At 63.0% G+C, this 26,230-nt stretch carries 26 protein-coding genes; 19 read left to right on the forward strand and 7 right to left on the reverse strand.

What is annotated here, in order from left to right; all coding sequences use genetic code 11:
* Positions 1-2 precede the first annotated feature (2 nt).
* From LQ220_RS16105 to LQ220_RS16115, 3 genes are all read right to left on the reverse strand, one after another.
* Positions 3-482 (reverse strand): MerR family transcriptional regulator, encoded by a 480-nt coding sequence (locus LQ220_RS16105; RefSeq protein WP_230189185.1) that lies wholly within the window; start codon positions 480-482, stop codon positions 3-5.
* A 174-nt stretch (positions 483-656) separates the two neighbouring features.
* Positions 657-1,037: a hypothetical protein gene (locus tag LQ220_RS16110; protein ID WP_230189186.1), complete on the reverse strand. Its 381-nt coding sequence runs from the start codon at positions 1,035-1,037 to the stop codon at positions 657-659.
* 135 nt (positions 1,038-1,172) lie between these two features.
* Positions 1,173-1,532: a hypothetical protein gene (locus LQ220_RS16115; protein WP_024018512.1), complete on the reverse strand. Its 360-nt coding sequence runs from the start codon at positions 1,530-1,532 to the stop codon at positions 1,173-1,175.
* A 612-nt stretch (positions 1,533-2,144) separates the two neighbouring features.
* Here LQ220_RS16115 and LQ220_RS16120 point away from each other — a divergent pair.
* The 10 genes from LQ220_RS16120 (at position 2,145) to LQ220_RS16165 (ending at position 14,193) form a co-directional block, all read left to right on the forward strand.
* A complete protein-coding gene (locus tag LQ220_RS16120) occupies positions 2,145-2,735 on the forward strand; it encodes a DUF305 domain-containing protein (protein ID WP_024018513.1) in 591 nt (196 codons plus the stop codon).
* A gap of 127 nt (positions 2,736-2,862) precedes the next feature.
* The gene (locus tag LQ220_RS16125) at positions 2,863-5,547 is read left to right on the forward strand and encodes a vitamin K epoxide reductase family protein (protein ID WP_024018514.1); all 2,685 of its coding nucleotides are present in this window, start codon (positions 2,863-2,865) and stop codon (positions 5,545-5,547) included.
* Positions 5,548-5,875: 328 nt separating this feature from the next.
* Positions 5,876-6,322 carry a DUF411 domain-containing protein gene (locus LQ220_RS16130; protein WP_031308719.1) on the forward strand — a complete coding sequence of 149 codons (447 nt, stop codon included), beginning with the start codon at positions 5,876-5,878 and terminating at the stop codon, positions 6,320-6,322.
* Positions 6,323-6,365: 43 nt separating this feature from the next.
* Complete coding sequence (locus LQ220_RS16135; RefSeq protein WP_024018516.1) at positions 6,366-6,725, forward strand: hypothetical protein; 360 nt, start codon at positions 6,366-6,368, stop codon at positions 6,723-6,725.
* 103 nt (positions 6,726-6,828) lie between these two features.
* Positions 6,829-7,110: a hypothetical protein gene (locus LQ220_RS16140; RefSeq protein ID WP_024018517.1), complete on the forward strand. Its 282-nt coding sequence runs from the start codon at positions 6,829-6,831 to the stop codon at positions 7,108-7,110.
* 128 nt (positions 7,111-7,238) lie between these two features.
* A complete protein-coding gene (locus tag LQ220_RS16145) occupies positions 7,239-8,468 on the forward strand; it encodes a TolC family protein (protein WP_230189187.1) in 1,230 nt (409 codons plus the stop codon).
* Complete coding sequence (locus LQ220_RS16150; RefSeq protein WP_230189188.1) at positions 8,465-9,946, forward strand: efflux RND transporter periplasmic adaptor subunit; 1,482 nt, start codon at positions 8,465-8,467, stop codon at positions 9,944-9,946. The genes LQ220_RS16145 and LQ220_RS16150 overlap by 4 nt, the downstream gene beginning before the upstream one ends.
* A complete protein-coding gene (locus tag LQ220_RS16155) occupies positions 9,943-13,086 on the forward strand; it encodes an efflux RND transporter permease subunit (protein WP_137788263.1) in 3,144 nt (1,047 codons plus the stop codon). The genes LQ220_RS16150 and LQ220_RS16155 overlap by 4 nt, the downstream gene beginning before the upstream one ends.
* Before the next feature lie 11 nt (positions 13,087-13,097).
* Positions 13,098-13,490 (forward strand): copper-binding protein, encoded by a 393-nt coding sequence (locus tag LQ220_RS16160; RefSeq protein WP_171007680.1) that lies wholly within the window; start codon positions 13,098-13,100, stop codon positions 13,488-13,490.
* Positions 13,491-13,617: 127 nt separating this feature from the next.
* Positions 13,618-14,193, forward strand: coding sequence for a YgjV family protein (locus LQ220_RS16165; RefSeq protein ID WP_230189189.1), 576 nt, complete (start codon positions 13,618-13,620; stop codon positions 14,191-14,193).
* A 33-nt stretch (positions 14,194-14,226) separates the two neighbouring features.
* Here LQ220_RS16165 and LQ220_RS16170 read toward each other — a convergent pair whose 3' ends face one another.
* Positions 14,227-14,496, reverse strand: coding sequence for a metal-sensing transcriptional repressor (locus LQ220_RS16170; protein WP_088185138.1), 270 nt, complete (start codon positions 14,494-14,496; stop codon positions 14,227-14,229).
* Positions 14,497-14,613: 117 nt separating this feature from the next.
* On the opposite strand from LQ220_RS16170, the gene LQ220_RS16175 reads away from it, so the two are divergent.
* From LQ220_RS16175 to LQ220_RS16210, 8 genes are all read left to right on the forward strand, one after another.
* Positions 14,614-15,951 (forward strand): MFS transporter, encoded by a 1,338-nt coding sequence (locus tag LQ220_RS16175; protein ID WP_137788269.1) that lies wholly within the window; start codon positions 14,614-14,616, stop codon positions 15,949-15,951.
* A complete protein-coding gene (locus tag LQ220_RS16180; RefSeq protein ID WP_137788261.1) occupies positions 15,905-16,405 on the forward strand; it encodes a hypothetical protein in 501 nt (166 codons plus the stop codon). The genes LQ220_RS16175 and LQ220_RS16180 overlap by 47 nt, the downstream gene beginning before the upstream one ends.
* A 52-nt stretch (positions 16,406-16,457) precedes the next feature.
* The gene (locus LQ220_RS16185) at positions 16,458-17,726 is read left to right on the forward strand and encodes a TolC family protein (protein WP_137788260.1); all 1,269 of its coding nucleotides are present in this window, start codon (positions 16,458-16,460) and stop codon (positions 17,724-17,726) included.
* Positions 17,723-18,877, forward strand: coding sequence for an efflux RND transporter periplasmic adaptor subunit (locus LQ220_RS16190; RefSeq protein WP_230189190.1), 1,155 nt, complete (start codon positions 17,723-17,725; stop codon positions 18,875-18,877). Before LQ220_RS16185 ends, LQ220_RS16190 begins: the two co-directional genes overlap by 4 nt.
* A complete protein-coding gene (locus LQ220_RS16195; protein ID WP_137788258.1) occupies positions 18,874-22,110 on the forward strand; it encodes a CusA/CzcA family heavy metal efflux RND transporter in 3,237 nt (1,078 codons plus the stop codon). The genes LQ220_RS16190 and LQ220_RS16195 overlap by 4 nt, the downstream gene beginning before the upstream one ends.
* Positions 22,107-23,006: a retropepsin-like aspartic protease gene (locus tag LQ220_RS16200; RefSeq protein WP_230189191.1), complete on the forward strand. Its 900-nt coding sequence runs from the start codon at positions 22,107-22,109 to the stop codon at positions 23,004-23,006. Before LQ220_RS16195 ends, LQ220_RS16200 begins: the two co-directional genes overlap by 4 nt.
* Positions 23,007-23,017: 11 nt before the next feature.
* Positions 23,018-23,368, forward strand: coding sequence for a PDZ domain-containing protein (locus LQ220_RS16205; RefSeq protein ID WP_230189192.1), 351 nt, complete (start codon positions 23,018-23,020; stop codon positions 23,366-23,368).
* Between the two features lie 422 nt (positions 23,369-23,790).
* A complete protein-coding gene (locus LQ220_RS16210; protein ID WP_230189228.1) occupies positions 23,791-23,940 on the forward strand; it encodes a copper-binding protein in 150 nt (49 codons plus the stop codon).
* A gap of 82 nt (positions 23,941-24,022) precedes the next feature.
* Here LQ220_RS16210 and LQ220_RS24935 read toward each other — a convergent pair whose 3' ends face one another.
* Positions 24,023-24,250, reverse strand: coding sequence for a GDCCVxC domain-containing (seleno)protein (locus LQ220_RS24935; protein WP_088185132.1), 228 nt, complete (start codon positions 24,248-24,250; stop codon positions 24,023-24,025).
* Positions 24,243-24,614, reverse strand: a complete 372-nt coding sequence (locus tag LQ220_RS16215; RefSeq protein WP_230189193.1) for a mercuric reductase — start codon at positions 24,612-24,614, stop codon at positions 24,243-24,245. The genes LQ220_RS24935 and LQ220_RS16215 overlap by 8 nt, the downstream gene beginning before the upstream one ends.
* Before the next feature lie 89 nt (positions 24,615-24,703).
* On the opposite strand from LQ220_RS16215, the gene LQ220_RS16220 reads away from it, so the two are divergent.
* Positions 24,704-25,117, forward strand: coding sequence for a helix-turn-helix domain-containing protein (locus tag LQ220_RS16220; RefSeq protein WP_137788256.1), 414 nt, complete (start codon positions 24,704-24,706; stop codon positions 25,115-25,117).
* A gap of 208 nt (positions 25,118-25,325) precedes the next feature.
* Here the strand turns inward: LQ220_RS16220 and uppP are convergent, their stop codons facing one another.
* Positions 25,326-26,198, reverse strand: a complete 873-nt coding sequence (gene uppP, locus LQ220_RS16225; protein WP_230189194.1) for an undecaprenyl-diphosphatase UppP — start codon at positions 26,196-26,198, stop codon at positions 25,326-25,328.
* Positions 26,199-26,230 lie beyond the last annotated feature (32 nt).

Raw genomic sequence — 26,230 nt, forward strand, 5'->3', positions numbered from 1 at the left:
GTTCAGTCCTTCCCTGTTGAGGTGGTGTGGTCCTCTCCCACGGAAATTTGTTCTGGTTGCCCTGCGGCCAATTGAGACAGCCGCCCGTCCCGAACCAGAAAGAGGATCGGGCAAGGGTCGCTTTCGGCTTCGTGCGAGGGCGCTTCACCCAGCTGCTCAAGGCCTGTTTCGATAAGCTTGAGCTGTTCCACCCTGACCAGTGCTTCGCGCAGTTTGACCCGCGTGACGGCGAGGATATCCGACCCGGCGAGGGCGTCTCCGGCCCGCACCAGCAGGAGCGCGTGCGTTTCGGTGAGGGTGTAACCGAGCCCCTGTGCAGCGCGAACGAACTTGATGCGTTCGACGTCTGCAGGATGATAGACGCGGTATCCTGCACTGGTCCGTTGCGGAGCGGGGAGCAGGCCGGTGCGCTCATAATAACGTATGGTGTCCTTTCGAACGCCGGCAGCCTCGGCCAGCTCACCGATTCTAAGCCGTGACATGGCAAGTCTCGGAGGCACAGTGCCGCTTGGACCTAGGTCCAGGGTCAAGAGAAATATTTGGACGTCGGTCGATCATCGCCGCTCTCCTGTCCGCTCAAAGGCCGCGCGACTTTTCGTCGCTTGCGGCCGCCATCAGGCATCATGGGGAGCGGCAAGCCCCTCCCCGGCACGCCCTTATTTCTTGCGGAGCTCGACTTTCTTGCGGAGCTCGACGATGTCGTGAACTGCGGGAGCGCCGTCGGCGACGCTCACATGCGCAAAATGGTCGTCAAATATATGATCGACCCTGACGTGGCCGATGAGGTCTCGGCGATAAGCGGGGCCGCTTCCTTTGTAGCCGGAGCCGGGCAGCGTCTTCACGCGATAGACGTCAAGCACCTGTCCGACTGTCGCGCCATCTGCTTTGCCGACACACACGATCGTTCCGGTCGTGTCCTTGCCGATGATCGATCCACGCATAAAAAAGCTGTGGCCGATGCCGGTCGCCAGAGCGGGGACCGCGCCGGCGAGGGCGATACTCGCCATGGCCATCGATATTGACTTCTTGAAGCGCATCTCGATTCCTTTCAATTCATGTCTCGTGCACCCAGGCCGGTGTTCGTCGCTTGGTTGCGAGCGATCGTGCCGGTCTCGTTCTGCAGCGAGGTGGCGTTGATGGTGGGGACGGCGGTCGCCGTCCCCGCTGCCGACTTATTTCCTGCGGAGTTCGACGATGTCGTGGACCTTCGGCGTGCCGTCGGCGATGCTCACATGCGCGAAATGGTCATCGAAAATGTGATCGATCTTGACGTGCCCGACGGCCACGCGCCGGAAGCCCGCGCCGGGGGTCTTCGAAGGTCCAGGTGTGCTTTCCACACGGTAGACCTCGAGGACCTGGCCTACGGTCGCGCCGTCGGCCTTACCCACACAAACGACCGTTCCGGTCGTGTCCTTGCCGACGATCGATCCACGCATGAAAAAGCTGTGGCCGATGCCCTGGGCGTAGGTAGGCGCGGCGCCGAGCACGGCGAGGCCTGCAAGCGCGATGGTGATCTTCTTCTTGAGCAACATGGTGGAAGCCTCCTTGGCTGAGTTTACAAGACCCGCCGAGGAAAACTGGCGGTGAAGAACCTTTCTTCGCCACCAAGACTATGGACCCGGCTCCCGACTCAATATGCGTAATGTTACGAAGCCCCATCAAAGCTCCGGGCAAACCCCGTGCCAAAACGTCGTCGCACTAATCGCATCTTTTGATACGCTCCCGCTACTAGCGGGTTGTGCTCTGGCGATAAGGGGTACGCGTACTCGATGGCCTGTAAATTAGGGCGATTCTCGCGGTCCAGGGTGCCGTCGGGCGGTACAAGGATCAAATCACTCACGCCCGCAGTATGCAACAGGATCATCATAGCTGCTCGGGCCGCTCAAGGAATTGATAGCGACAAAGCCGGTCGACATCAGGGCGCCCTCAGAACTTGGCCGGTTAAGCGTCGCCGCCCAAGAGCCTGGCTGAACAATGCAGAGGTACGGCGCAGCGGAAACCCGGCTATGATCAAAGTTGAATGTCCATCCTCCCGGTCATACTCCAGGTGATCTTGGATCCCTTTGGGTATGAAGTGAGTTGCAGGCATGCCCCCTTGGCAGCCGAGGAGGGTGAGGAGCCTAGAGGTAGGACGGAGTCGGTCAATGGAAGACAAGAAGAATGGCATGGGCATAGGCATGGGCTATGGCCGGTTCGTGGCGATGATTGCGACGTCTACGGTCGTGATGTTCGGGCTGATGTATCTCAACACCTATGCGCTGAGCCATGTCCAGTTCAGCCAGACGCGCACCTGGATGGCGCTCGTCATGGGCGCGGTCATGGCGGTGATCATGCTCAGTTTCATGTGGGGCATGTACAAGAACACCCGCCTCAATATCGGCATCCTGCTCGGTAGCGCTGCCATTTTTGGTTTAGCGCTTTGGCTGGTGCGGAGCCAGGAAACGGTCGACGACGTCTCCTACATGAAGGCGATGATCCCGCACCACTCGATTGCGATCATGACCAGCGAGCGCGCGCACATCAAGGACCCCGAGGTTCGAAAGCTGGCCGATGGCATCATCGACGCGCAGGTACGCGAGATCGCCCAAATGAAACAGATGATCGCGCGCCTGCAAGCTAACCCGGCGCCGGATGGCGCTCCGGACCTGCCCTCCTATCGCGATCGCGGTGCGTCGCCCCCGCCACCGCAAACCGACGAAAGCACCGGAATAGATACACGAAAGCCGATTTCCTGAGGTGTGTTCTTCGAAGTAAACAGGATGGGCACATGATCGGGTACTGTCGGAAAGGCTTCGTCATGCGCATCTTGCTCAAATATCCAGCGATCGACGCTCTTCGCGAAAGAAGCAGGATGGTGGAAGTATGACCGACATCGAGCGCAGCGGTCCGAGTGGCGCCAAAGGCGCTTCTGAGATCGTCCTCGTCACCGGAGCGAGCGGTTTTATCGCCGCGGCCCTGATCGCCCGGCTCGGCGAGCGCTACACGGTCGTCGGTCTCGATCGCGCCGGTCCGCCCGAGCCACCACCGCCCGCCGCCGCTATCGACATTGATGTCGGCTCGGATGAAGCGGTTCACGCTGCGCTCGAGGAGGTTCGCGCGCGATACGGCAACCGCATTGCTTCCGTCATTCATCTCGCCGCGTATTATGACATTTCTGGCGATCCCAATCCGCTCTACGACAAGGTAACCGTCCAAGGGACACGGCGGCTGATCGACGGACTCCAGTCGTTCGATGTCGAGCAATTCGTCTTCGCCAGCACGATGCTGGTCCATAAACCGACCGCCACTCCGCAGGAGCGCATCAACGAGGAATCGCCGATCGGTGCCTCCTGGGCGTACCCGCAGTCCAAAGTCGACACAGAGGCGCTGCTGCACGAGCGTCACGGACGGATACCCGTCGTCTACCTGCGACCCGCAGGAGTCTATGCCGACGAGGGACGCTCAGCGTTCCTCGCACAGCAGATATCGCAGATCTACGAGCACCGCCTGATCTCGCATTTCTATCCTGGCATGCTGTGCGCGGCGCAATCATCGGTGCACCGCGATGACCTGGCGGAAGCCGTGGTGCGCCTGGTCGATCGGCGGCACGATCTTCCGTCTGAACTGCCCCTGCTCATCGGCGAACCCGATGCCCCCGGCTACGCCGAAATCCAGGACATCGTCGGCGAGGCGCTCCACGGCGAGGGCTGGAAGACGATCCGCATCCCGCAGCCGCTCGCGAAGGCTGGTATCGTTCTTCAGAACGAGGCACTCGGCGACGACGATTTCATCCAGCCCTGGATGATCGACAGCAGCAACGACCACTACATTCTCGATATCTCGCGCGCACGGTCGCTACTTGGATGGGAGCCGAAGCACAGTCTTCGCGAAACGCTTCCGACGATCGTTGCGGCGTTGAAGCGCCACCCGCGCGCCTGGTACCGGAACAACAAGCTCAACGAAAACCTCGTCGCCTGGAACGACAAGTCCGATCCGAAGCCGGCCGAGCTGGACCATAACCCGCCTGAAGCGGCAGCCGGCGCGATGCCCGGCATGGAGCACGGAGCTAAGGACCATGGCAACATGGATCATGCCGCTGTGGGGCACGGGGCTGGGGACATGGCGATGTCCAGCCACGGTGCACATGGCGATCACATGGCCATGATGGACCGCGACGAGCGCCGTGCGCGCTGGGCGCTCTACGCCAACATCGGCCTCGGTCTGTGGCTCGCCTCGAGCCCGCTCATCTACGACTCCATGACCGCGCAGCGCGTCGGTGAGGCGGCGCGGTTCGTAACGGTCGATCGCGGTCTGCCGTCGATCGAGTGGCGTGCAAGCGCGCTGGCCGTAAGCGATCTTGTCAGCGGGCTTGCCATCGCGCTGTTCGGTGCGCTGTCGCTTGTACCACGCACCAAGACGTGGGCTCAGTGGGCGGTCGCATTCGTTGGGATCTGGCTGCTGTTCGCGCCGTTGATCTTTTGGAGCCCGAGCGCGGCGCAGTACAACAACGATTTGCTCATCGGCTCGGCTGTGATCGCGCTGTCGGTGCTCGTGCCGATGATGCCGGGTATGAGCATGGCAGGGATGATGGACCCCAAGAACATCCCACCCGGCTGGACCTATTCCCCGTCTACCGATGCCCAGCGGCTGCCGATCGTCGTGATGGGTCTGATAGGTCTTCTTACCTCGCGCATCCTGACGGCATACCAACTGGGCCACATCGATAGCGTCTGGGAACCCTTCTTTGTCGGCTCGTTGAGCGATCCGCGCAATGGTACCGAGGAGATCATCACGTCTAACATGTCAAAGGCGTGGCCGATTCCCGACGGCGGTCTCGGCACCATCAGCTACGTGCTCGAGATCCTGATGGCGGTGATGGGCACCCGCGACCGCTGGCGCACGATGCCGTGGATGGTGACCTTCTTCGGCATCCTGGTCATTCCACTCGGCGTGGTCAGCATCTATTTCATCATCAGCCAGCCCATCGTCATTGGCACCTGGAGCACGCTGGCGCTGATCGCCGCCCTCGCCATGCTGATCATGATCCCTTTCGCGCTCGACGAGGTCATCGCCATGGGTCAGTTCCTTGTGTGGGCGAAATGCCGCGGCAAGCCGCTGATTCGCACCTTCTTCCAGGGCGACGCGAGCGAGGCCGGCAGTGAGGACGCCTCCGACCTGATGTCGTCGCCTGCCGCATTTTGGGCCGATGCAAAGCGGGGGCTGACCCTGCCGTGGACGCTGGCGGTCAGTATCGCGCTCGGCGCATTCCTCATGCTCACGCGGGTGACACTGGGCAATGAGGGCGCCATGGCGAACAGCGACCATGTCATTGGTGCCCTGGTCATCACCGTCGCGATCATCGCCACCGCCGAAGTTGCCCGCGCCGTGCGCTTCATCAATGGCGCGCTCGGCGCCTGGCTGGTTGCTGCCCCTTTCCTGCTGACGGGGGCCGGCCACCTGGGAACGATCGTTTCGGTGATCATAGGGCTCGCCCTCGTCGGTCTCAGCCTTCCGCGCGGCAAGCGCAGCGCTGAACATTATGCGAGCTGGGACAAATATGTGATCTGAGGGTCGCTCTGCTCGACGTGGAATTGAACAGGAAAAGATACGTCACGTCTGTTGGGAATGCGGGACTCCGAACGGTCAACTTACGGCCGTGCGACCGGGTCGCTGAGATGTGAAATGCGGCCTGCTCGGGTGCAATAATGCTTTTCGACTGCATAAATCGACGCGAGTGCGAGAGGTCTGCAACGACCCTGGATTGCCCATCGACGAATGTCGGTTCGTGATCGCTACGGTAATCTTGCGACCGTCTGCCACTTTTTGAGGGGTAGGCGGCGGTCGCGCGTATTATGAAGAGTGGTAGCCTTGATGAATGGGTGCGGTGAAGGACGATATGAAACTCAAAGTCGCATTGTCGTTGGTCCTTGCGTCGGTTTCGGTCGCCAGCGCGGCGGCGACGCCTATCGTGGTTCACCGCGATCCGGGCTGTGGCTGCTGCGCGCAGTGGGCGGCGCAGGTGCGTAAGCAGTTCGGGCGCCAAGTAACCATCATCGACGATCGCCAGCGCTCCAGCTTCCAGCGGACCCAAGGCGTTCCTTCGGGCCTGTCATCCTGCCATACAGCGATTGTAGACGGCATGGCATTCGAGGGTCATGTCCCGATTACCGACATGAAGCGCGTCCTTGCCCAGAAGCCGCGCGGCGTGCGTGGACTTGCGGTTGCCGGGATGCCGATGGGCTCGCCGGGGATGGAAGTCCCGGGGCAACACGTGGACCCCTATAATGTCGTCGCCTTCGGTCCAGGTGGACAGCATGTCTTTGCGCGTCATGGCGGACGATGATGTCGTTGTTCTACGATAAGGACGGGTGTAAGAAGTAACGGCTGTGAAACGGGTACTGCATCTCTTCCTCCTGCTGGGAGCCTTGGTTGGCCTCATGGGCCAAGCGGCGGCCTATGCCTCTAACCCGGCCCCGGTTTCCGCGCCGATGGCGATTTCGGGAATGAGCGCAGATTGCATGAATGCGATGGCTCAGAAACAACAGCCCTCGGGCAAGCCCTGCAAGGGGCTGACGCTCGACTGCGTCGCATCAATGGGCTGTGTCGTTCCGATGGTTCTGCGCGACGCGCCGCGCGTCCCGGCATCGCCGGTGGCTCACGGAGCTATGGCATTCTGGACCACGACGTCGACCCTGCATGGCAGTGATCTGACCCCCGAGCCTGAACCACCGACTATCCTTGGCTGATCGACCACAGCCGTCAGGCTGACAGGATCGGTGCGCCTATCGCGCACTCAAACATCCTGTCCGATCTGCGGCTACCACGATGATTTGCCAAAGGATTACAGTCATGAAAAACCGTGTTTTCTACGCCCTGCTGGGCGTAGCCCTTGCCGCGCCTGCCGCCGCATTCGCCGGCCAGCCCGACCACAGCCAACAATCCGGTCATTATGAGTGGAAGTCGGTTCCCCAATATGGCCCGCGCGCCACGGGACCGGCTCAGCGGCGCGTCTGGGTGCCTGATACCGCGAAGATGGCCAACTGCGACTGCGACATGATGAAGATGAGCTCCGCGGATTGTATGAAGGAGATGCATGGCATGATGTCTCCGTCCGGCGCCTCGGCTGGCTAGCAGCAGGTTCTGGCCGCTTCAGGTCGCATAGACGGCTAGGCCAGCAGTGGCGGCGGGATACCCCTTCCTGCCGCCACTGACATGCCTGGTGTGCCACGCTTGCCTGAACCTCCGATCAGGAGATCTCCATGCGATTATTTTTGTGTATGCCGCTGTTAGCGGCAATCCCCGGCATTGCCTTCGCCGAGCCGCTCACCTTCGACGCGGCCCTCCAGCGCGCCCGGCAGGAAGCGCCGTCGCTCAAGGCGAAGGCGCTCGGTGCCAACGCCGCCCGTTCCGTGCGCGGCGCGGCCGGCGCCCTGCCTGATCCGACGCTTGCAGTTGGGATCGACAGTTTCCCGGTATCGGGACCGCTCGCGTTCGAGCCGCAGCGCGACAATTTCAGCATGGCGCGGGTCGGCGTGTCCCAGGACATTCCCAATCTCGCCAAGCGCCATGCGCAACAGGCGCGCGCCGACAGCGACATAAAGGCGGCCGAGGCTGATACCGCAGTCCAGGCGCGCACGGTCGAGGTTGGCACCGCGCTAGCCTGGATCAACTTGGCCTATGCCGAGCGCAGGCTCGCCGTGCTCGACGATATTCTGTCCGGTCTCGAGCGTGTGGTGGGAACGACGCCAGGTGCGGTCGCATCGGGAGGCGCGCGCCCGGCGCAGACCCTTGCAGGGCGCCAAGCCGTCGCCGCGATGCAGGATCGCCGCAGTGAACTGGTCTCGAACGTGGCGCGGGCACGCGCGACGCTAACCCGGTGGACCGGAGACCCCGCGCCGGAGATCGCCGGACCGATCCCCGATTTTGCGGTCGACGCAGCGGGTCTGCGCGCAGGACTCGACCGCCACCCCACCATCCAGATGATCGATGCCCAGGCCGGGCAGGCGGATGCCGATGTGCGCGTAGCCGATGCCGGCCGGCGTTCCGATTTTGGTGTCAACCTGGCCTACCAGCGCCGCGATCCCCGGTTCGGCGACTATGTCTCGGCCGGTGTGACGGTCAGCCTGCCGTTCTTCACGCGCAGTCGCCAGAATGCCGGGATCGCGGCAGCCCAGGCAAATGCCGGACGAGTGATGGCTGAACGCGAGGCCTCGCGGCGCGCGCTCGCCGCCGACCTTGATGCGGATATCGCCGACCATGTCATGCACCATGAGCAATGGATGCGTGCGCAGAGCACACTGCAACCGCTCGCTGAGCAGCGCGTGAAATTGGAAACCGCCAGTTATGCGGCTGGTCGTGCCAGTCTCGTCGATATCGCCGACGCCTATGCCGCGCTGGCCGATGCCACCATCACGACTCTTGATCGTGAAGCCCTGGTCACCGCGGACGGTGCGCGGCTGACACTCACCTACCGGAGCGCAAATCGATGAGCCAGGTTATGATAGCCCGCGGGTGGCTCTTTGGCGCAGCTGCTGCTCTTGCGCTTGCTGCCGGCGGTCTCGGGTTCGCTCTAGCGGGCTTCCAGGGCACAAAAGATGGTGGGGCCGTAAAGCCGGCAGCGCGCAAGATTCTTTATTGGTACGATCCGATGATACCGGCCGAGCACCATGAGGGTCCGGGTCTCTCATCCATGGGTATGCAGACGATCCCTCGGTATGCGGACGAGGGCGGAGCAAGCGCGCAGGTGCCGGGCATTTCGGTCGACGCTTCCGCCTCGCAGGCGCTCGGTCTGCGGATCGCCACGGTGCAACGCGGCGAGCTGGCTAGCAGCCTCACCGCGACCGGTACAATCGACTTCAACCAGCGCGATGTCGCGATCGTCCAGGCACGTGCCGGGGGCTTCGTGCAGCGAGTCTATGGTCGCGCGCCGGGTGACGTGGTCGGCGCGGGGGCGCCGCTCGCCGACATTCTCGTGCCGGAATGGGGCGGTGCACAGGCGGAATTTCTTGCGGTCCGTCGCACCGGGAATGCGGCGCTCACCCAGGCAGCGCGCCAGCGGCTCGTGCTGCTTGGCATGCCCTCGGGCACGATCGCATCTGTCGAGCGTACGGGACGGCCGCACAATGTCGTCACAATCTCCACCCCGACCGGCGGGGTGATCAAGACATTGGACGTCCGGACCGGCATGACGATGACGGCAGGGCAGACGCTTGCCGAGGTCAACGGCCTGGGAACGGTCTGGCTCAATGCCGCCGTGCCCGAAGCGATCGCCGGGCCACTTAAACCCGGACAAAGCGTACAGGCGACACTTGCCGCATTTCCCGGTGAGACGTTGTCGGGCCGTGTCTCGGCGATCCTGCCGCAGACCCAGGCGGACAGCAGGACGCTCACCGTCCGGATCGAGCTGCCCAATCGCGGCGGGCGTCTGCGTCCCGGCATGTTCGCCACAGTCTCGCTCGGCGGCAGTACGCAGCCTGCGCTGCTGGTGCCCTCCGAAGCGCTGATCCGTACCGGCAAGCGGACCTTGATAATGCTTGCGCTCGACAAGGGGCGCTACCGGCCCGCTGAGGTGCAGACCGGTCGTGAAGCCGGCGATGACACCGAAATCCTGGCGGGTCTGAGCGAGGGCGAGAAGATCGTCGCCTCGGGCCAGTTCCTGATCGATTCTGAGGCGAGTCTCTCGGGTGTCAAGGCGAGGCCGATCGGCGGTGCTGCTGCGGCAAAATCCGCCTCAACCGCTGCTCTATATGAGACTGTCGGCAAGATCGAACAGATCACCGCCACTTCGGTGACACTCAGCCATGAGCCGGTGCCCGCCATCGGCTGGCCGGCGATGACGATGACCTTCCAGCTTCCCGACCCCAAGATCGCGCGGGGCCTGAAGACCGGCGACGGCGTGCGTTTCGGCTTTGATCGGCCGCCTACGGGACCGACCGTTCGGCGCATGACCAAGGTGGCGGGCCAGTGATCGCCCATCTTATCCACTGGTCGGTCAGGAACCGCTTCTTCGTCCTGATCGGCGTACTGGCCCTCATCGGCGTGGGTGTCTGGGCGGTGCGATCGACCGCGATCGATGCGCTGCCGGACCTCTCCGACACGCAGGTCATCATCCGCACCTCCTATCCCGGACAGGCGCCGCAGATTGTCGAGAATCAGGTTACCTATCCGCTCACTACCACGATGCTCTCGGTGCCGGGCGCGAGGACCGTGCGCGGATATTCCTTCTTCGGCGACAGCTTCGTCTATGTGATCTTCGAGGACGGCACCGATCTCTATTGGGCGCGCAGCCGCGTGCTCGAATATCTCAACCAGGTGCAGGGACGGCTACCGGCCAGCGCCCGCAGCGCGCTTGGTCCCGATGCGACCGGCGTCGGTTGGGTCTATGAATATGCGCTGGTCGACCGAACCGGTCGCCACGATCTGTCGCAGCTTCGTGGATTGCAGGACTGGTTCCTGCGCTATGAGTTGAAGACCGGGACCGGCGTCGCCGAGGTCGCAAGCATCGGCGGGATGGTGAAGCAGTATCAGGTGCTGCTCGATCCGGTGAAACTCGCTGCCTATGGCGTCACCCATCAGCAAGCCGTTCAGGCGATCAGCCAAGCCAATCAGGAATCGGGCGGCTCGGTGCTGGAGATGGCCGAGGCCGAATATATGGTCCGCGCCTCGGGTTATCTGAAGACGCTCGACGATTTCCGCGCGATCCCGCTGAAGACCGCGGCCGGCGGCGTGCCTGTACGATTGGGCGATGTCGCCACAATCCAGATCGGCCCAGAGATGCGGCGCGGCATCGCCGAATTGAACGGCGAGGGCGAAGTCGCCGGCGGCGTCGTCATCCTGCGCTCGGGCAAGAATGCCCGTGAGACGATCGCGGCGGTGAAAGACAAGCTCACCGAACTGAAGAAAAGCCTGCCACCCGGTGTCGAGGTGGTGACGGTCTATGATCGTTCGCAGCTGATCGATCGCGCGGTGGAGAACCTCACCCACAAGCTGGTCGAGGAGTTCATCGTCGTCGCTATCGTCTGCGGCCTGTTCCTTTGGCACGTCAGATCGGCGCTGGTCGCGATCCTTACCCTGCCCTTGGGGGTGCTGGCAGCATTTGCCGTGATGCGGTTTCAGGGGGTGAATGCCAACATCATGTCACTGGGCGGCATCGCCATCGCGATCGGCGCGATGGTCGATGCAGCCGTGGTCATGATCGAGAACGCGCACAAGAAGATCGAGCACTGGGAACAGGATCACCCGAACAAGCATCTCGAGGGCGAGATGCGGTGGATCGTCATCACCGAGGCTGCCGCAGAGGTTGGCCCGGCTCTGTTCTTCAGTCTGTTGATCATCACGCTCTCCTTCATCCCGGTGTTTACGCTCGAAGGACAGGAAGGGCGGCTGTTCGCACCTCTCGCTTTCACCAAGACCTACGCGATGGCGTCGGCGGCGATCCTGTCGGTGACATTGGTGCCGGTGCTGATGGGTTTGCTGATCCGGGGGAAAATCCCGCCTGAGCAGTTCAACCCGGTCAATCGCTGGTTGACCAACATCTACCGGCCCGCGCTTGACTGGACGATGCAGCGACCGAAGACGGTGCTGCTGATCGCGGCGCTCGCCTTTGCGACCACGGCATGGCCGCTTACGCGCCTTGGCGGTGAGTTCATGCCGAACATGGACGAAGGCGACCTGCTCTATATGCCCTCGGCGCTGCCGGGCCTCTCGGCGGCCAAGGCCTCGCAGTTGCTCCAGCAGACCGATCGGCTGATCAAGACTGTGCCCGAGGTCGAGAGTGTGTTCGGCAAGGCCGGCCGCGCCGAGACCGCCACCGACCCGGCCCCGCTCGAAATGTTCGAGACCACGATCCAGTTCAAGCCGCACGATCAATGGCGACCGGGCATGACGCCCGAAAAATTGGTCGACGAACTTGATCGCACGGTGAAGCTTCCCGGCCTTGCCAATGTCTGGGTGCCGCCGATCCGCAACCGGATCGACATGCTGGCGACCGGCATCAAGAGCCCGATCGGGGTCAAGGTATCGGGTGCCGATCTCGCCCAGCTCGACCGCATTGCTCATGATGTCGAGACGGTAGCGAAGACCGTGCCGGGGGTCAGTTCGGCACTCGCCGAACGGCTGACCGGCGGGCGCTATGTCGATGTCGATATCGACCGGGCCGCGGCGGCGCGGTTCGGGCTAAACATAAGCGACGTCCAAGCGATCGTCTCGGGCGCGATCGGCGGCGAGACCATCGGGGAGACGGTCGAGGGCCTCGCGCGCTACCCGATCAGCGTGCGCTATCCGCGTGAGCTGCGCGATAGCCTCGAAGGCCTGCGGACACTGCCGGTCCTGACCCCATCGGGTCAGCAGATCACCCTCGGCAATGTGGCCCAAGTCTCGATCGCCGAAGGGCCGCCGATGCTCAAGACCGAGAATGCCCGGCCTTCTACATGGGTCTATGTTGATGTCCGCGGCCGTGATCTTGCCTCGGTGGTCGGTGACCTCCAGCGTGCGGTCGCGAAACAGGTGAAGCTCTCTCCCGGCGTCAGCATCGCTTATTCCGGCCAGTTCGAATATCTCCAGCGCGCCGTCGCCAAATTGAAGCTGGTCGTGCCGGCAACGCTGCTGATCATCTTCGTGTTGCTCTATATGATCTTCGGCCGGTTCGATGAAGCGGCATTGATCATGGGGACTTTGCCCTTCGCGCTCACGGGCGGGATCTGGATCCTCTATCTGCTCGGCTTCAACCAGTCGGTCGCGACCGGCGTCGGGTTCATCGCGCTGGCCGGTGTCTCCGCCGAGTTCGGCGTGGTGATGCTGATCTACCTGAAAAATGCCCTGGAGGGGCGCGGTGACGATCCTGATGCCGATCAGGTCGAAGCGGCGGTGCGCGAAGGTGCGCTGTTGCGCGTCCGCCCCAAGGCAATGACGGTCGCGGTCATCCTCGCCGGCCTGCTGCCGATCTTGCTGGGATCGGGCGCCGGCTCCGAGGTAATGAGCCGGATCGCCGCGCCGATGATCGGCGGCATGCTGACCGCGCCGCTGCTGTCCATGTTCGTACTGCCTGCCGCCTATCTGTTGCTCAGGCGACGAAAGACTACGCCCCTCCACCAACCCGTTTCATCATGAAGGACAAGATCATGACCTATGCACGACTGACCATCGCCCTCGGCCTCGCCGCCCTGACCGCTGCCTGCGGCAAGCAGGCGGAGACGCCGGTTGCGGCGGAGACGAGCCAGGCGGCGCCCGCCGCCGCCATGAGTGGCGACATGAGCAATATGGCGATGGCGCCAGCGGCCACTTCGCCGATCAAGGCCAAGGGGCATGGCACGGTCACCGCGATCGGCAAGGCCGCAGGCACGATCACGCTCGATCACGGACCGATTCCGGAAGCCAAATGGCCGGCGATGACGATGGCGTTCAAGGCAGCGCCGACAATCACCGATGCGGCGAAGGTCGGCGACAAGGTCGATTTCGACCTTACGCTTGTTGGCAGTGCCGGTGAGGTGACGGCAATCCAAAAGAAGCCTTGAATGGCCGATTTTATGAGGGCCACCTTTAAGCGTAATTAACCTCGTTCCTTTACGCTTCAGCTATGAGAAAAAAGAAAGCCGAGCGCGAAAAGCGGATCAAGTTCACGAAAACTGCGCGGTGGCGGTTGTGATTGCCACAACCCTCGGCTGCGTGGCGTTGTTGTGCGTCGTGAGTTGGCCATTTTTCAGTGACTATCGAACGGTGGTCAAGATCCAGAGCGCGGGTGCTGCCGCATTCGCGCTCTATTTCCTGATGCTGGGCTCGCCCACCGCTGCGATAGCCTGCCTCATTTCATGCTCACAGCTCGTCATTTCCGCGTCAGTGCGCGATCGCTATGTGGTTACGAGACTTTATGGAGCGTCTCTTATTCTGTTGGCCTGCCTCTCGGTCGTGACGTGGCACGGCATAGCGTCGGCCTTGGCATTTGCCGGCAGTTCATTGGGCAGTCTCGCACGACTGCAGACCTCAACCACGCGGATGAAAGGCCTGTTCCTCATCGGTGCACCGTTTTGGCTCGCCCATAATTTGATGGTCGGAGCCTTGTTCGCATTGGGCACGGATCTGGTATCGCTGACCTCGAACATGGCAAACTTGCTGAAATTCATGGCCGGGCGACGGCGCAGCGCCGTTGAGGACAGGAGTTTTTGGCCGATCACCCTGTCGAAATCTGCCTCTACCCAACCCGCCCGGACAAAATATTGACGTTCGTCAGATTCTGACGATCGCGCGACAAAGCTAAAGATATTTCGAAATCGTCCGGAACTCCTCGACCGCCGATCCGACACCATCGCTTACTTCGGCATGGGCGAGGCAGTGATCGATATGGTCGTTGATCAGCGCTCTCTTCGCGCTGGCGACCGCCTTTTCGACGGCATGGAGCTGCTGGGCAACATCGACACACGACCGCCCGGCTTCGATCATTTCGACGATGCTCCGCAGATGACCGCCCGCTCGGTTGAGCCGCTTAACGATCGCGGGGTGACTTTCGTGCCTGTGTTCGGTCATCCGCAAACTCCGTGCGACGCGCAGCAAGGCTTTACATATCCTCCCCAGGAGGATAGCTCAAGCATGGTCGATATCCCCCCTGGGGGATACATTCCACGCGAACTGGATCAGCGTCACGTGCTCTCTGTCTTGGCAAACCGCACCTATCGCCATCTGTTCATGGCTCAGGTCATCGCGCTCATCGGCACGGGGCTCGCAACAGTTGCGCTCGGCCTGCTTGCCTATGACATCGCCGGCGGCAGCGCTGGCGCGGTGCTCGGCACTGCGCTCGCGATCAAGATGGTTGCCTATATCGGTGTCGCGCCGGTCGTTGGCGCCTTTGCCGACCGCCTGCCACGTCGCGCGTTTCTCGTCAGCATGGATCTCGTGCGGATGGTGGTGGCGATCTGCCTGCCGTTCGTGAGCCAGGTCTGGCAGGTCTATGTCCTGATCTTCGTGCTGCAATCGGCCTCCGCGGCGTTCACGCCGACCTTCCAGGCAACCATCCCCGATATCCTGCCCGAGGAGCGCGACTATACCCGCGCGCTGTCGCTGTCGCGGCTCGCCTATGACATGGAAAGCCTGACCAGCCCGATCCTCGCTGCCGGGCTGCTGACCGTCATCAACTTCCACTGGCTATTTTCGGGAACGGCGATCGGGTTTCTGTGCTCGGCGCTGCTCGTCGTGACGACGGTCCTGCCGTGCGCGGCGAAATCAGAACCAAGAACTGGGGGCATCTACGCCAAGACCACGCGGGGTACGCGCATCTATCTGAAGACCCCGCGCCTGCGGGGGCTGCTGGCGTTGACCCTTGCTTCAGCCGCGGCCAGCTCGATGGTCATCGTCAACACGGTGGTAATCGTGCGTGGCAATCTTGGCCTCACGCAGCGCGATGTTGCCTTCACGCTCGCCGCTTTTGGCGGAGGCTCGATCCTGGCCGCGCTGACCCTGCCACGCATCCTCGATCGGATCGCCGATCGTACGATCATGATTGGTGCTGCGGCAGCAATGGCGATCGGTCTCGCCCTTCTGGCGGTGCTCACGGCAAGCTTTGGGGCAGCGCCCGGTTATTGGCGAATGGTCCTGATCGGATGGTTCATACTCGGTATCGCCTATTCGATGAGCGTGACGCCATCGGGCCGATTGCTTCGACGGTCGGCCAATGCCGACGACCGCCCGGCATTGTTCGCCGCACAATTCGCGCTCAGCCATTGCGCCTGGCTGATCTGCTATCCCCTGGTGGGTCTGTTGGGCGCCAGTATCGGGCAGACGGCGGCCTTTGCGGCAATGGCGGCGATTGCGGCCGTCGGAACCCTGGCCGCTTTGTGGCTCTGGCCCAGCGCCGACCCAGATACGGTGAACCATGACCATGCGGATCTCGCGCCCGATCATCCCCATCTGCGCGGCGATCACGGCAAGGCGCGGGAGCATGCGTTCGTCATCGACGAACTTCATCAGCGCTGGCCCCGCCAATGATTTTCGTCTGGCCCGCCATGATCGGCACCATGCGACGTGCTTGTGGACCGGCCGTGTTCGCGATACCCGTAACGACATGACGGCATCGTCGGTCAGATTGCGCGCTTCGGTGCGGGCCTGTGCCCGCATGCGCCTTTTTGCGCTCTCGGCGATTCTGGCGCTGTTCGGGATGCTGGCGCTTGCCACCTGGCATGACGCTATTCCGCACATTCATGATGCCGCGCATGTCATCAGCGTCGATCGGGATCATCATGATCACGCCCCGGCCGAGCAGCCGGACACGCCCGACCTGATGCATCTGGCGGCTCATGCGGTGCTCCAGACAATCGACGTGCCTGCGCAGGCTGTGATTGTTGCGCTCTTGAAGCCTGTCACCGCAATCTGGGCGCGCGACCCTGCCGAAGCGGCGCGCTCTATCGCACCTTCGTCAATTCTGCGTCCCCCGCGAGGCTGAATTCACGCGCGTAGCGCGTGCCGTCATTGCAGCCTTTTTTGGGGATAAGAATATGAGAGCCTTTATAGGCCGGCTGCCGCGTTGCGTGGTGTCCGGCATGATGGTCGCGACCTGCGTCGCGGCGCTGTGCGCACCCGCACAGGCGCAAGTGGCGCCGCCGTTCGCTACACTGCTACGCCAGACCGCCGAGGCGCCCCGGCGCATCGAAAGCGAAGCCGAGGTCCGCCGGTCCGAAGGTCTTGCACGCCAGGCCCGCGCCCGACCCAATCCGACCATTGGCATTCTCACCGAGAATGTCGCGGGATCGTCTCCCTATCGCGGGGTCGACCGCGCCGAGACGACACTGCAATATAGCCAGCCGCTGGAAATCGGCGGCAAGCGTTCGGCGAGGATCGCAGCCGGAGAGGCCGGCGTCGCCGCGTCCCGCGCCCGCGATCGTGATGCGAAGATCCGCTACGCTTATGATCTTGCGCGCGCTTATGCAGCGGCGGACGTTTCAGACCAGCGGATAATGCTGGCCGAAGGCGAGGTCGAGCAAGCGCAGAATATCCTGCGCGCCGCTCGCGTGCTGGTCGATGCCGGCAAGGAAGCGCGGCTGCGCGCCCTGCAAGCAGAAGCCGCGCTGAACGCCGTGACCGCCGATCTTGAAGGGGCGAAAGCGGATCGCATTGCGGCCTATGCCCGTCTCTCCGCACTCGCCGGCGTCGAAGAGACCTTCACCGGCTTATCGGAATCGCTCCTGGCCGTGCCGGTCGCGGCACCGACTTATGGCCCAGTCGATCCGATGACGAGTTCGTCCTTTCTTGCCGCGCAGGCAGAGCGAGAGGCTGCCGAGCGCCGCCTGACCGCCGAACAGAAGCGGGCAATCCCCGATGTGACGGCAATCGTCGGCGTGCGGCGTCTCGATTATGAGAATGCGACCGCACTGACGGCAGGCGTCTCGATCCCGCTCAACATCTTCGATCGCAACCGTGGCAATATTGCTGCCTCGCAAGCAGAGGCACAGGCCGCCGCCGCCAGATTGGCCATGGCGCGTAACGATGCGATTGCCGAAGCCCGCGCGGCCGGGGCGCAGATTGCGGCCGCACAGTCGCGGGTTGCTGCTGCGGAGGCGTCGCAACGCACCGCCGAAGAAACCTATCGTCTCGCTCGCATTGCCTATGAGGCTGGCAAATCCCCGCTCGTCGAATTGTTGAACGCCCGCCAAGGCCTTGGCGCGGCACGCGGCATCGTGCTCGATGCCAGAGTCGCCAGTTTCGAGGCGCGCGCGCAGCTCGCCCGCCTCCAGGGCCGCACCCTTTCCGGAGATGAGATCCAATGAACCCCGAACGCAACATGCTTTATGCCGGGGCCGCGATCGGTCTCGTCCTCGCCGCCCTTGCCGGTTTCGGTGTCGCCAGAATGGCTGGCCCATCCGCACCGACAGCCGAGACGGAGGCGGCCGCCTCCACCGCTCCAACCGACACGGTCGTGATCAACCAGGATGGTATCAAGACCTCGGGGATTGGCCTTGCACAAGCGGCAGCCGGTGGCGTCGCCGGCATCATCCTCGCCAGTGCCACCGTTGAGGCAACGCCAGATGCCGAAGCAGTGCTCACTGCCCGGGCAGCGGGCACCGTTACCCGGATCTTCAAGCGGATCGGTGATCCGGTCAGCGCGGGCGAAACGATCGCCCTTGTCGAGAGCCGCGATGCGTCGGCGATCGCCGCCGATCGCAGTACGGCTGCCGCAAGGGTTACGCTTGCAAGCCGACAACTGGCGCGCGAGCGAATACTGCTCAATCAAGGGGTGTCGCCCCGGGCAGACTATGAGACCGCTGAAGCCAATCTGGCGGTCGCGCAGGCCGAAGCCCGGCAAGCGAGCGCTGCCGCCAGCGCGGCAAAGGTCTCGCGCGATGGCAGGTCGGTTGCGGTGGTCAGTTCGATCTCCGGCCGTATAACGTCCGCACCCGTCAATCTCGGCGCGTTTGTGCAGGCCGAGACCGAGTTGTTCCGTGTCGCCGATCCGCGCCGCCTTCAGATCGAGGCGAGCATGCCGGCAGCGGACGCATTGCGTGTGAAGGCGGGTGACAGGGCCGAACTGACGACCAATAATGGCCAGAAGGTGGAAGGCCGGGTCCGCTCGGCGACTGGCGTGGTCGATCCGCAGACGCGGCAAGCGACGGTGGTCGTGACGCCAAGCGGCGGCGGCGGCCTGATCGCACCCGGCCAGCTTGTCCAGGCGCGTATCTTCGCCAGCGGCGGCGATGTGGCCTCGGGCGTGAATGTGCCGCAGGATGCGGTCCAGACGCTAGGGGATCGCTCGGTGGTGTTCGTGCGAACCCGCCAGGGGTTCAAGGCGCAGACCGTGCGGGTTGGAACGCGCAGCGGGGGCATGGTCGAGATTGCCTCGGGCCTCCCTGCAAACACGGTGATCGCCACCACCAATGCCTTCCTTCTCAAGGCCGAGCTTGGCAAGGAGTCGGCGGAATGATCGCGCGCATATTAGGGCTCTCGGTCAGAGCGCGATGGGCCGTTGTGTTCATCACCTTCCTCGTCGTCCTGTTCGGTGCCTGGCAGATCACCCTGCTGCCGATCGACGCGGTCCCGGACGTCACCAACCGCCAGGTCCAGATCAACAGCTTCGTGCCGACCCTCGGACCGGTCGACATGGAGAAGCAGGTCACCTTTCCCGTCGAGACAGCGCTTGCCGGTATTCCCGGTCTGCAGACGACCCGCTCGCTCACGCGTAACGGGTTCAGCCAGGTCACCGCGGTCTTCAAGGACAGCACCGACATCTATTTTGCTCGGCAGCAGGTGACCGAACGGGTCGCTCAGGCCAAGGACAGCCTGCCTGCTGGCGTTCAACCCCAACTCGCGCCGCTCACGACGGGTCTGGGCGAGATCTTCATGTTCAGCGTCGCGTTCGAACATCCCGACGGCAAGGGCGTTAAGGTGGTCGACGGTCAGCCCGGCTGGCAGTCCGATGGTTCCTATCTGACGCCCGAGGGCGAGAAACTGACCACGGTGGTTGCCAAGGCCGCTTATCTGCGAACGGTCCAGGATTGGATCATCAGGCCGCAGATGCGGACCGTGCAGGGTGTTGCCGGTGTCGATTCCAACGGCGGCTATGTGAAGCAGTATGTCGTCGAGCCGAATCTGACCGCGCTTGCATCCTATGGCGTCTCGGTCACTGACCTCGCCGACGCGCTCGAACGGTCGAACCTGTCGGCGGGCTCCAACTATGTCCGCCGTGCCGGCGAATCCTTTCTCGTTCGCGCCGACGCGCGGCTGCGCTCGGTCGCCGACATAGAAGAGGCGGTGATCGCCACGCGTGCCGGCGTCCCGGTGCGCGTGAAGGACGTCGGCCAGGTCGTCATCGGGGGCGCGGTGCGGACCGGATCTGGCAGCGTCGGCGGGTCAGAAGCAGTCATCTCGACTATCCTGATGCTCACTGGCGAGAACAGCCGCATCGTCGCCAATCGCGTCGCCGACAAGCTGGTCGAAATCAACAAGACGTTGCCGCCGGACGTTGTCGCAAGCCAAGCCTATAACCGCTCCAAGCTGGTCAATGCGACCATCGCCACGGTCGAGAAGAATCTGGTCGAAGGCGCACTGCTCGTCATCGTCGTGCTGTTCCTGCTGCTCGGCAACATCCGCGCGGCGCTCATCACCGCAGCCGTGATTCCGATCACGATGCTGATGACCGCTGCGGGCATGAATGAGCTTGGTGTTTCGGGCAATCTGATGAGTCTCGGCGCGCTGGATTTCGGCCTGATCGTCGACGGCGCGGTCATCATCGTCGAAAACGCGCTCCGGCGCCTCGCCGAGCGGCAGCACCGCGAAGGCAGGCTGCTGACACGGACCGAACGTCTCGCTGAAACCACTCACGCCGCGCAGGAGATGGTCCGGCCAACCGTCTATGGCCAGGCCATCATCTTCCTCGTGTTCATACCTTTGCTCACCTTCCAGGGCGTGGAGGGCAAGACGTTCGCACCGATGGCGATCACGCTGATGCTGGCGCTGGCCAGCGCGTTCATCCTGTCGATCACGTTCGTGCCGGCGATGGTCGCGTTGCTGGTGACCGGCAAGGTCAGCGAGACCGAGGTCAGATCGATCCGCTGGTTCAAGGAGAAATATCAGCCAGCGCTCACCCGCGCCGTGGCGCGGCCAATGCCGTTCATCCTGGGCGGCGTAGGCGTGTTTGCGGCGGCGGTGCTGCTGTTCGGCACGCTTGGTCAGGAGTTCATGCCGCAGCTCGACGAGAAGGACATCACGGTCACCAACTTCCGTATTCCGTCCGCCTCGATCGACCAGTCGACCGCGATGCAGCTCCAGATCGAAAATGCACTCAAGACGTTACCCGAGGTGGCATTGGTCTTTTCCAAGAACGGCAATGCCGATCTGGGTACCGATCCGATGCCGCCTAATGCGTCCGATACCTATGTCATCCCAAAGCCTGAAAAGGAGTGGCCCGCCGAGGTCAAATCCAAGGAGGACATCCTTCGGCGGATCGAGGAACGGATGAAGCCGCTGATCGGCAACCGCACCGAAATCCAGCAACCGATCCAGATGCGGTTCAACGAGCTGATCGCGGGCGTCCGCTCTGACGTCGCGGTGAAGCTCTATGGCGACGACCTGGACGCGATGAGCGAGGCGGGAGGCAGAATCGCGACAGCGCTGCGGACCATTCCAGGCGCGGCGGACGTGCAGGCGGAACAGACATCTGGTGCGCCGACCTTCGACATCAAGGTCGATCGCCAGGCGGCGGGCCGTTACGGCCTGTCGGTCGAGGAGGTCGCCAGTACGGTCGCGGCCGCCCTGGGTGGACGCGAAGCGGGCTTGTTGTTCGAAGGCGATCGGCGCTTCGCTGTCGTGGTGCGTCTGCCCGACGCACAGCGCGACGATATCGACACCCTGGGCTCGATCCCGGTCATGCTACCATCCAACGGTGCCGGGAACGCGCGTTCCATCCCGCTCAGCGAAGTCGCGCGTTTCACCTACACCGAGGGGCTCAACCAGATCAGCCGGGAGAACGGTAAGCGGATGGTCGTCATCCAGGCCAATGTGCGAGGCCGCGATCTTGGCGGATTCGTCGCCGAAGCCCAGGCGAAGATCGCCGATGTGAAGCTGCCCGCCGGCACCTTCACCGAATGGGGCGGCCAGTTCGAGAGCCTTCAGTCCGCTTCCGAGCGGTTGGCGATCGTCGTGCCGCTTTGCTTCGTCCTGATCTTCGCGCTGCTCTACATGGCACTGGGCGGTGCCTGGCCGGCGCTGGTCGTGTTTACGGCCGTTCCCATGGCGCTGGCCGGAGGTGTGTTTGCTCTGGCCCTGCGCGGGATACCCTTCTCCATCACGGCGTCGGTCGGGTTCATCGCGCTTTCGGGCGTGGCGGTTCTCAACGGCCTTGTCATGATGAGCGCGATCCGCAAGCGGCTTGATGACGGCGAAGGGATCGACGGCGCGATCATTGGTGGCGCGATGGAACGAGTACGGCCGGTTCTGATGACGGCCCTGGTCGCGAGCCTCGGCTTCATCCCGATGGCGCTTGCCACCGGAACCGGAGCGGAGGTGCAACGACCGCTTGCAACCGTGGTAATTGGGGGGCTCATCACGTCGACAGCGCTGACGCTGCTGGTTCTTCCGGCGATCTCGGCGCTAATGTTCCGGTTATTAGCGAAAGGGAAGACTGTCCAGGAGCCTCCGAGAACGGTTGTGGCGGCGTGAAGGAGTCCCCTCCGACAAATTTGGTGGAAAGCTGGGCTGAAAAGGTGACGCCCTGTCACACTAACCGGCGAACGGCACTCAAATGTCTGGCCGCCGGGCTTGTCGTAACCAGTATTCCGCTTCCGCTATGGGCGGCGAGGACCGATCGGGGTCAGTCTTGGGGCGGCTTCGCCACGCCTCCGGTCTGGCACCCGATAGAAGTTGCAACCGGGGACACGCTGATTGTGCCTGCCAAGATGTCCGGCGTAGCAATCGACGCGGTGCTCGACAGCGGAAGCGGCGCGTCAATTATCAGCAAACCGCTCGCGGCCAAGCTTGGCTTGACGAACCTGGAGCCGCGACGGATCAACGGCCTGAGCGGCAAGGCTCCGGTCGATCTGGTCCGCAATGTCGCGGTGATGTTGGGCGCTTATGCTCCCGTCCTCCCATTCGCGGTGATCGCAGACTTGGGGGCGATCTCGGCTGCCTTTGGTCGGCCAATCGATATGCTGCTCGGGGCAGACGTGCTGGCTGGCGGCTGCGTGGCGCTCGATTTTGCGACGCGACGGTTCGCATTTGAAAGGCCGGCCAGCTTTGTGCCGGGGCCGGAATGGACTGCGCTCCCGCTCGGGCACGGTGCCAAACAGGAATTGTTTGTGCTCGCATCCATCGCCGGACTGGACCCGGTGCCGCTGATGCTCGATTTCGGCAGTTCGTCGGCGTTGATGCTATCCTCCGCCTATATCGAGGCGCACTCCGTTCTCGTCGGCAAGACCGTCTCCACCGCCGCCCTTGGCGGGGTCGAGGGAGTGCAAATCGTCAAGGCCTTCGTTGCCGACACGGTGAGCCTGGGCGCGCTCTCGAGCGCCTTAGTTCCGGCGCTCGCCCTTGATCGGTGGACCTCGGTGAGCACGTAGGGAATGTGGGGATGCCGTTGCTCGGACAATTCGATATCGTCCTGGACGTGTCTCAAGGGCAGTTGTGGTTGCGTTCCGCCCCTCCTCGGGCGCGCCTGCCGATGCTGAAGGATCGAAGCGGCCTCGGCCTCGCCGCCTCCACTACTGACCTGACTGTGGTGCATGTGGCATCCGGCAGCCCTGCGGATCGGGCGGGGTGGGCTGTCGGTGAGCACGTCGTAGCCGTGGACGGTCGTCCTATCGACGACTCCTATACGCGGGGATTGCTTTGGCAATGGCGCTACGGCCCCGCAGGAAGCCGGGTAACGCTTAAGGTCGCGGACGGAACTACGCGGATTCTAAAGCTTGCCGATTACTACTGAGCGGTCCGGCAGGAAAGCAAAGGGAAGCTGCGGATACTTCTCGGTTTAGGCGCGGGTTTGGAGGTGATGAGCCGGATCGCCGTACTCTGTCGGTGGCATGCTGGCAGCCTCGCCGGTGTCAATGTTCGTTTTGGCGGCCGCTTACCCGCTGCTGCTGCGCAGGCCGCTACGTCCATCTTTTGAAACTACCCCAGCCTCTCAGCAAAAGGAGGTCATGATAAGAGCGCTACGCATCGCACTGTTTACCGCCGCCATTTTGGCCGCCGGTCCGGCCCACGCCTAATCCATGAGCGGAGATGTGAAAGGCATGTCCGGTATGGGGGCATGGACAAAGGGCGCCTGCCGACAAGACGGGGCAGGGTGTCGGTGTCATCACCGCGATCGATACCAAGGCGAACAAGCACACGATCCAGCACGGACCGATTCCGGCGGTGGGCTGGCCCACAATGACCATGGCGTTCAAGGCTAATCCGCCGACGCTGTTTCGCGGCCTGCGGGTGGGCGAGCGGATCGGGTTCGACGTCCAGACCCAAGGCGTGGCCGCCGAGGTCACTGCCGTGCGGCCGCAATAGGCACTATTTGCCCGAGGCGGCCATTGAGTATGTCCGCCTGGGGGAGATGTCTTGAAGAACAGCCTGACCCCATGGAGATCAGTCAGGCGCAGCAAGACGCGTCTGGACCCGAAAGTTGAATTGGTGGGCACGCTACCGTTCCATAGGAGCAGAACACGCAGCAATCTCCTGCCTTCGGGCGCAACAAGGCACCGCAGCCGGTGCAATCGTAGAAATATTGGCAGGCGTTCGTCGGCATCGTTTCCGCCTTCACCGAGCCGCATTGCGGGCAAGTGATAGTCGATTCGAGAAGGGGCGCTCGCTCAGACATAGGAATATCCAAGCCAGAGCAGGATCGCGCCGACCGTCAAGCCGACGAACACCACAACACGCAAGGCAGCCGGCGTGCAGGCGCCGTTGGGCCCACAGGTCATCGCCACGCGCTGTTGCCGCCAGAGCATGATCGCACCACCGACAAGGCAAAGTGCGCTCAAGCCGAGGAGAAGCGTCCGATAGGGAGCTGCGGCAACGGCGATCCCGCCCAGCCACCCCACACTGACGCCAACGGTGGTCAGCAAGATCGGCAAGGCGCAGCAGGAGGCTACGCCGAATGCCGACGCTATTGCGCCGAAGGCGAGAAACAGCGCCCCACGCACGCTCGAAAAGCGGCCCAGGACATATGGTTTGGACATCATCGGCGACTCCTTGCGATCAATTGGCTGGAACTCTACCATCTGTAGGAACTACAGACTCAACCCCCAATTTCGAAAGGCGAGGGGCGGCCATGGAAACCATCGCGATTGGGGAGCTGTCGCGGCGCACGCGCTGCAACATTGAGACGATCCGCTATTATGAGCGTATCGGACTGCTGCCTATGCCGGCCCGCCGGGGCCGGTACCGCAGCTTTGGCCTCGCGGATGTTGCGCGGGTCCATTTCGTCCGGCGCGCGCGCGAGCTGGGCTTTACGCTAGACGAAATTCGGGCGCTGCTCGGAATCGCCACCGCCGAAGATATGGCATGCGGCGACGCCCGCGAAATCGCGGCTTCGCACCTCCGGCAAGTGCGCGCGCGGATTACCGACTTGAGGCGTATGGAGCGCGTGCTTGCCGACACCGTTCGTGCCTGCGACGCCGGCGATCAGGTCGGATGCCCGTTGATCACGACATTGTCTGCTACCGCCCAATTGGGCACGATTTGATCGATGTTTCTGCAAGATCGGCGAACCTGTCACGGCGCCTCTCACCGTCGCCGAAATCCTGGTATCTATCGGACTGTGGCTACATCTGACTGAGCTGCACGACCATTCGCCGGATACCAGATTGGGCGCAGCTCATAGTCATAGGCATCGCGATGCGTCGATGAGGCATTGCCATGCCCATTTCCCGATGTGCTGGGAGGCTGACGCCTCAGACTAGCCAGGCGTTGGTGGTCGCGATGACCAGAAGAACGCCAAGCACTCCGCGATAGATGACGAAAGGCCAGGCGGAGAAGCGCTCGAGGACGCGCATTAGGGCCCAGATCGCCGCGAATGCCGAAATGGATGCGACGACAAGGCCGACCGCCAGAATGGACCAGCCGTGCATGTCGAGGTGGACTTTGTGCAGCTCCCACAATTCCTTCAATCCGGCGAGAGCGATAGCCGGGATGCCCAACAGGAATGAAAAGCGCGCAGCTTCTTCACGCTTAAATCCGAGTGCGAGCGCAGCGGTGAGAGTCGATCCGGAGCGTGAGACGCCTGGGATGAGGGCTCCGACCTGGGCCAGGCCGACGAGCAGCGCGTCCACCAGTGATGCGTTCTCGACGCTGCGGCGGTGGCGTGCCAGGATTTCAGTGAGCGCCATCAGCACCGCCATTACGATACACGCCCAGCCGATCACCGGCAATGCGCGAAGGGGCGAGTTGCAGGTATTGAGGCTGCTCGAAAGGAGCACGCCCGCCAGCGCGATAGGGATCGTCGCCAGCACGATCCAGGTCGCAAGACGCAGATCGGGATCGCCGAATTCGCGGCGGCTGATCGCCGACACAGACTCGACGGCAAGACGGCGAACGTCCTGCCAGAAATAGCTGATAACGGCGGCGAGCGCCGCGAGCTGCATTGCGGCCGAAAAGGCCGAACCCGGATCTCGCCACCCCAGCACGGCAGGTACGACGCGCATATGGGCCGTCGACGAAATCGGCAGAAGTTCGGTAATGCCCTGCACCACGCCCAAGAGGGCGACCTTGGCATAGCCCAATGTCACAAAGCCCGTGTCGATGCTCGCGGTACATTGTCCGGCCATATCAATGTGGTCCTTTTGCGGGATCGAAGAGC

The organism is Sphingobium sp. CECT 9361 (genome assembly GCF_918741285.1).
In the GTDB taxonomy this organism is placed as follows: Bacteria; Pseudomonadota; Alphaproteobacteria; order Sphingomonadales; family Sphingomonadaceae; genus Sphingobium.

What these genes read in the sequence shown, in the direction of transcription:
- LQ220_RS16105 (WP_230189185.1), bottom strand. Translation starts at nt 482, where the DNA reads ATGTCACGGCTTAGAATCGGTGAGCTGGCCGAGGCTGCCGGCGTTCGA.
- LQ220_RS16110 (WP_230189186.1), bottom strand. Translation starts at nt 1,037, where the DNA reads ATGCGCTTCAAGAAGTCAATATCGATGGCCATGGCGAGTATCGCCCTC.
- LQ220_RS16115 (WP_024018512.1), bottom strand. Translation starts at nt 1,532, where the DNA reads ATGTTGCTCAAGAAGAAGATCACCATCGCGCTTGCAGGCCTCGCCGTG.
- LQ220_RS16120 (WP_024018513.1), top strand. Translation starts at nt 2,145, where the DNA reads ATGGAAGACAAGAAGAATGGCATGGGCATAGGCATGGGCTATGGCCGG.
- LQ220_RS16125 (WP_024018514.1), top strand. Translation starts at nt 2,863, where the DNA reads ATGACCGACATCGAGCGCAGCGGTCCGAGTGGCGCCAAAGGCGCTTCT.
- LQ220_RS16130 (WP_031308719.1), top strand. Translation starts at nt 5,876, where the DNA reads ATGAAACTCAAAGTCGCATTGTCGTTGGTCCTTGCGTCGGTTTCGGTC.
- LQ220_RS16140 (WP_024018517.1), top strand. Translation starts at nt 6,829, where the DNA reads ATGAAAAACCGTGTTTTCTACGCCCTGCTGGGCGTAGCCCTTGCCGCG.
- LQ220_RS16145 (WP_230189187.1), top strand. Translation starts at nt 7,239, where the DNA reads ATGCGATTATTTTTGTGTATGCCGCTGTTAGCGGCAATCCCCGGCATT.
- LQ220_RS16150 (WP_230189188.1), top strand. Translation starts at nt 8,465, where the DNA reads ATGAGCCAGGTTATGATAGCCCGCGGGTGGCTCTTTGGCGCAGCTGCT.
- LQ220_RS16160 (WP_171007680.1), top strand. Translation starts at nt 13,098, where the DNA reads ATGACCTATGCACGACTGACCATCGCCCTCGGCCTCGCCGCCCTGACC.
- LQ220_RS16170 (WP_088185138.1), bottom strand. Translation starts at nt 14,496, where the DNA reads ATGACCGAACACAGGCACGAAAGTCACCCCGCGATCGTTAAGCGGCTC.
- LQ220_RS16180 (WP_137788261.1), top strand. Translation starts at nt 15,905, where the DNA reads ATGCGTTCGTCATCGACGAACTTCATCAGCGCTGGCCCCGCCAATGAT.
- LQ220_RS16185 (WP_137788260.1), top strand. Translation starts at nt 16,458, where the DNA reads ATGAGAGCCTTTATAGGCCGGCTGCCGCGTTGCGTGGTGTCCGGCATG.
- LQ220_RS16190 (WP_230189190.1), top strand. Translation starts at nt 17,723, where the DNA reads ATGAACCCCGAACGCAACATGCTTTATGCCGGGGCCGCGATCGGTCTC.
- LQ220_RS16195 (WP_137788258.1), top strand. Translation starts at nt 18,874, where the DNA reads ATGATCGCGCGCATATTAGGGCTCTCGGTCAGAGCGCGATGGGCCGTT.
- LQ220_RS16205 (WP_230189192.1), top strand. Translation starts at nt 23,018, where the DNA reads ATGCCGTTGCTCGGACAATTCGATATCGTCCTGGACGTGTCTCAAGGG.
- LQ220_RS24935 (WP_088185132.1), bottom strand. Translation starts at nt 24,250, where the DNA reads ATGTCTGAGCGAGCGCCCCTTCTCGAATCGACTATCACTTGCCCGCAA.
- LQ220_RS16215 (WP_230189193.1), bottom strand. Translation starts at nt 24,614, where the DNA reads ATGATGTCCAAACCATATGTCCTGGGCCGCTTTTCGAGCGTGCGTGGG.
- LQ220_RS16220 (WP_137788256.1), top strand. Translation starts at nt 24,704, where the DNA reads ATGGAAACCATCGCGATTGGGGAGCTGTCGCGGCGCACGCGCTGCAAC.
- uppP (WP_230189194.1), bottom strand. Translation starts at nt 26,198, where the DNA reads ATGGCCGGACAATGTACCGCGAGCATCGACACGGGCTTTGTGACATTG.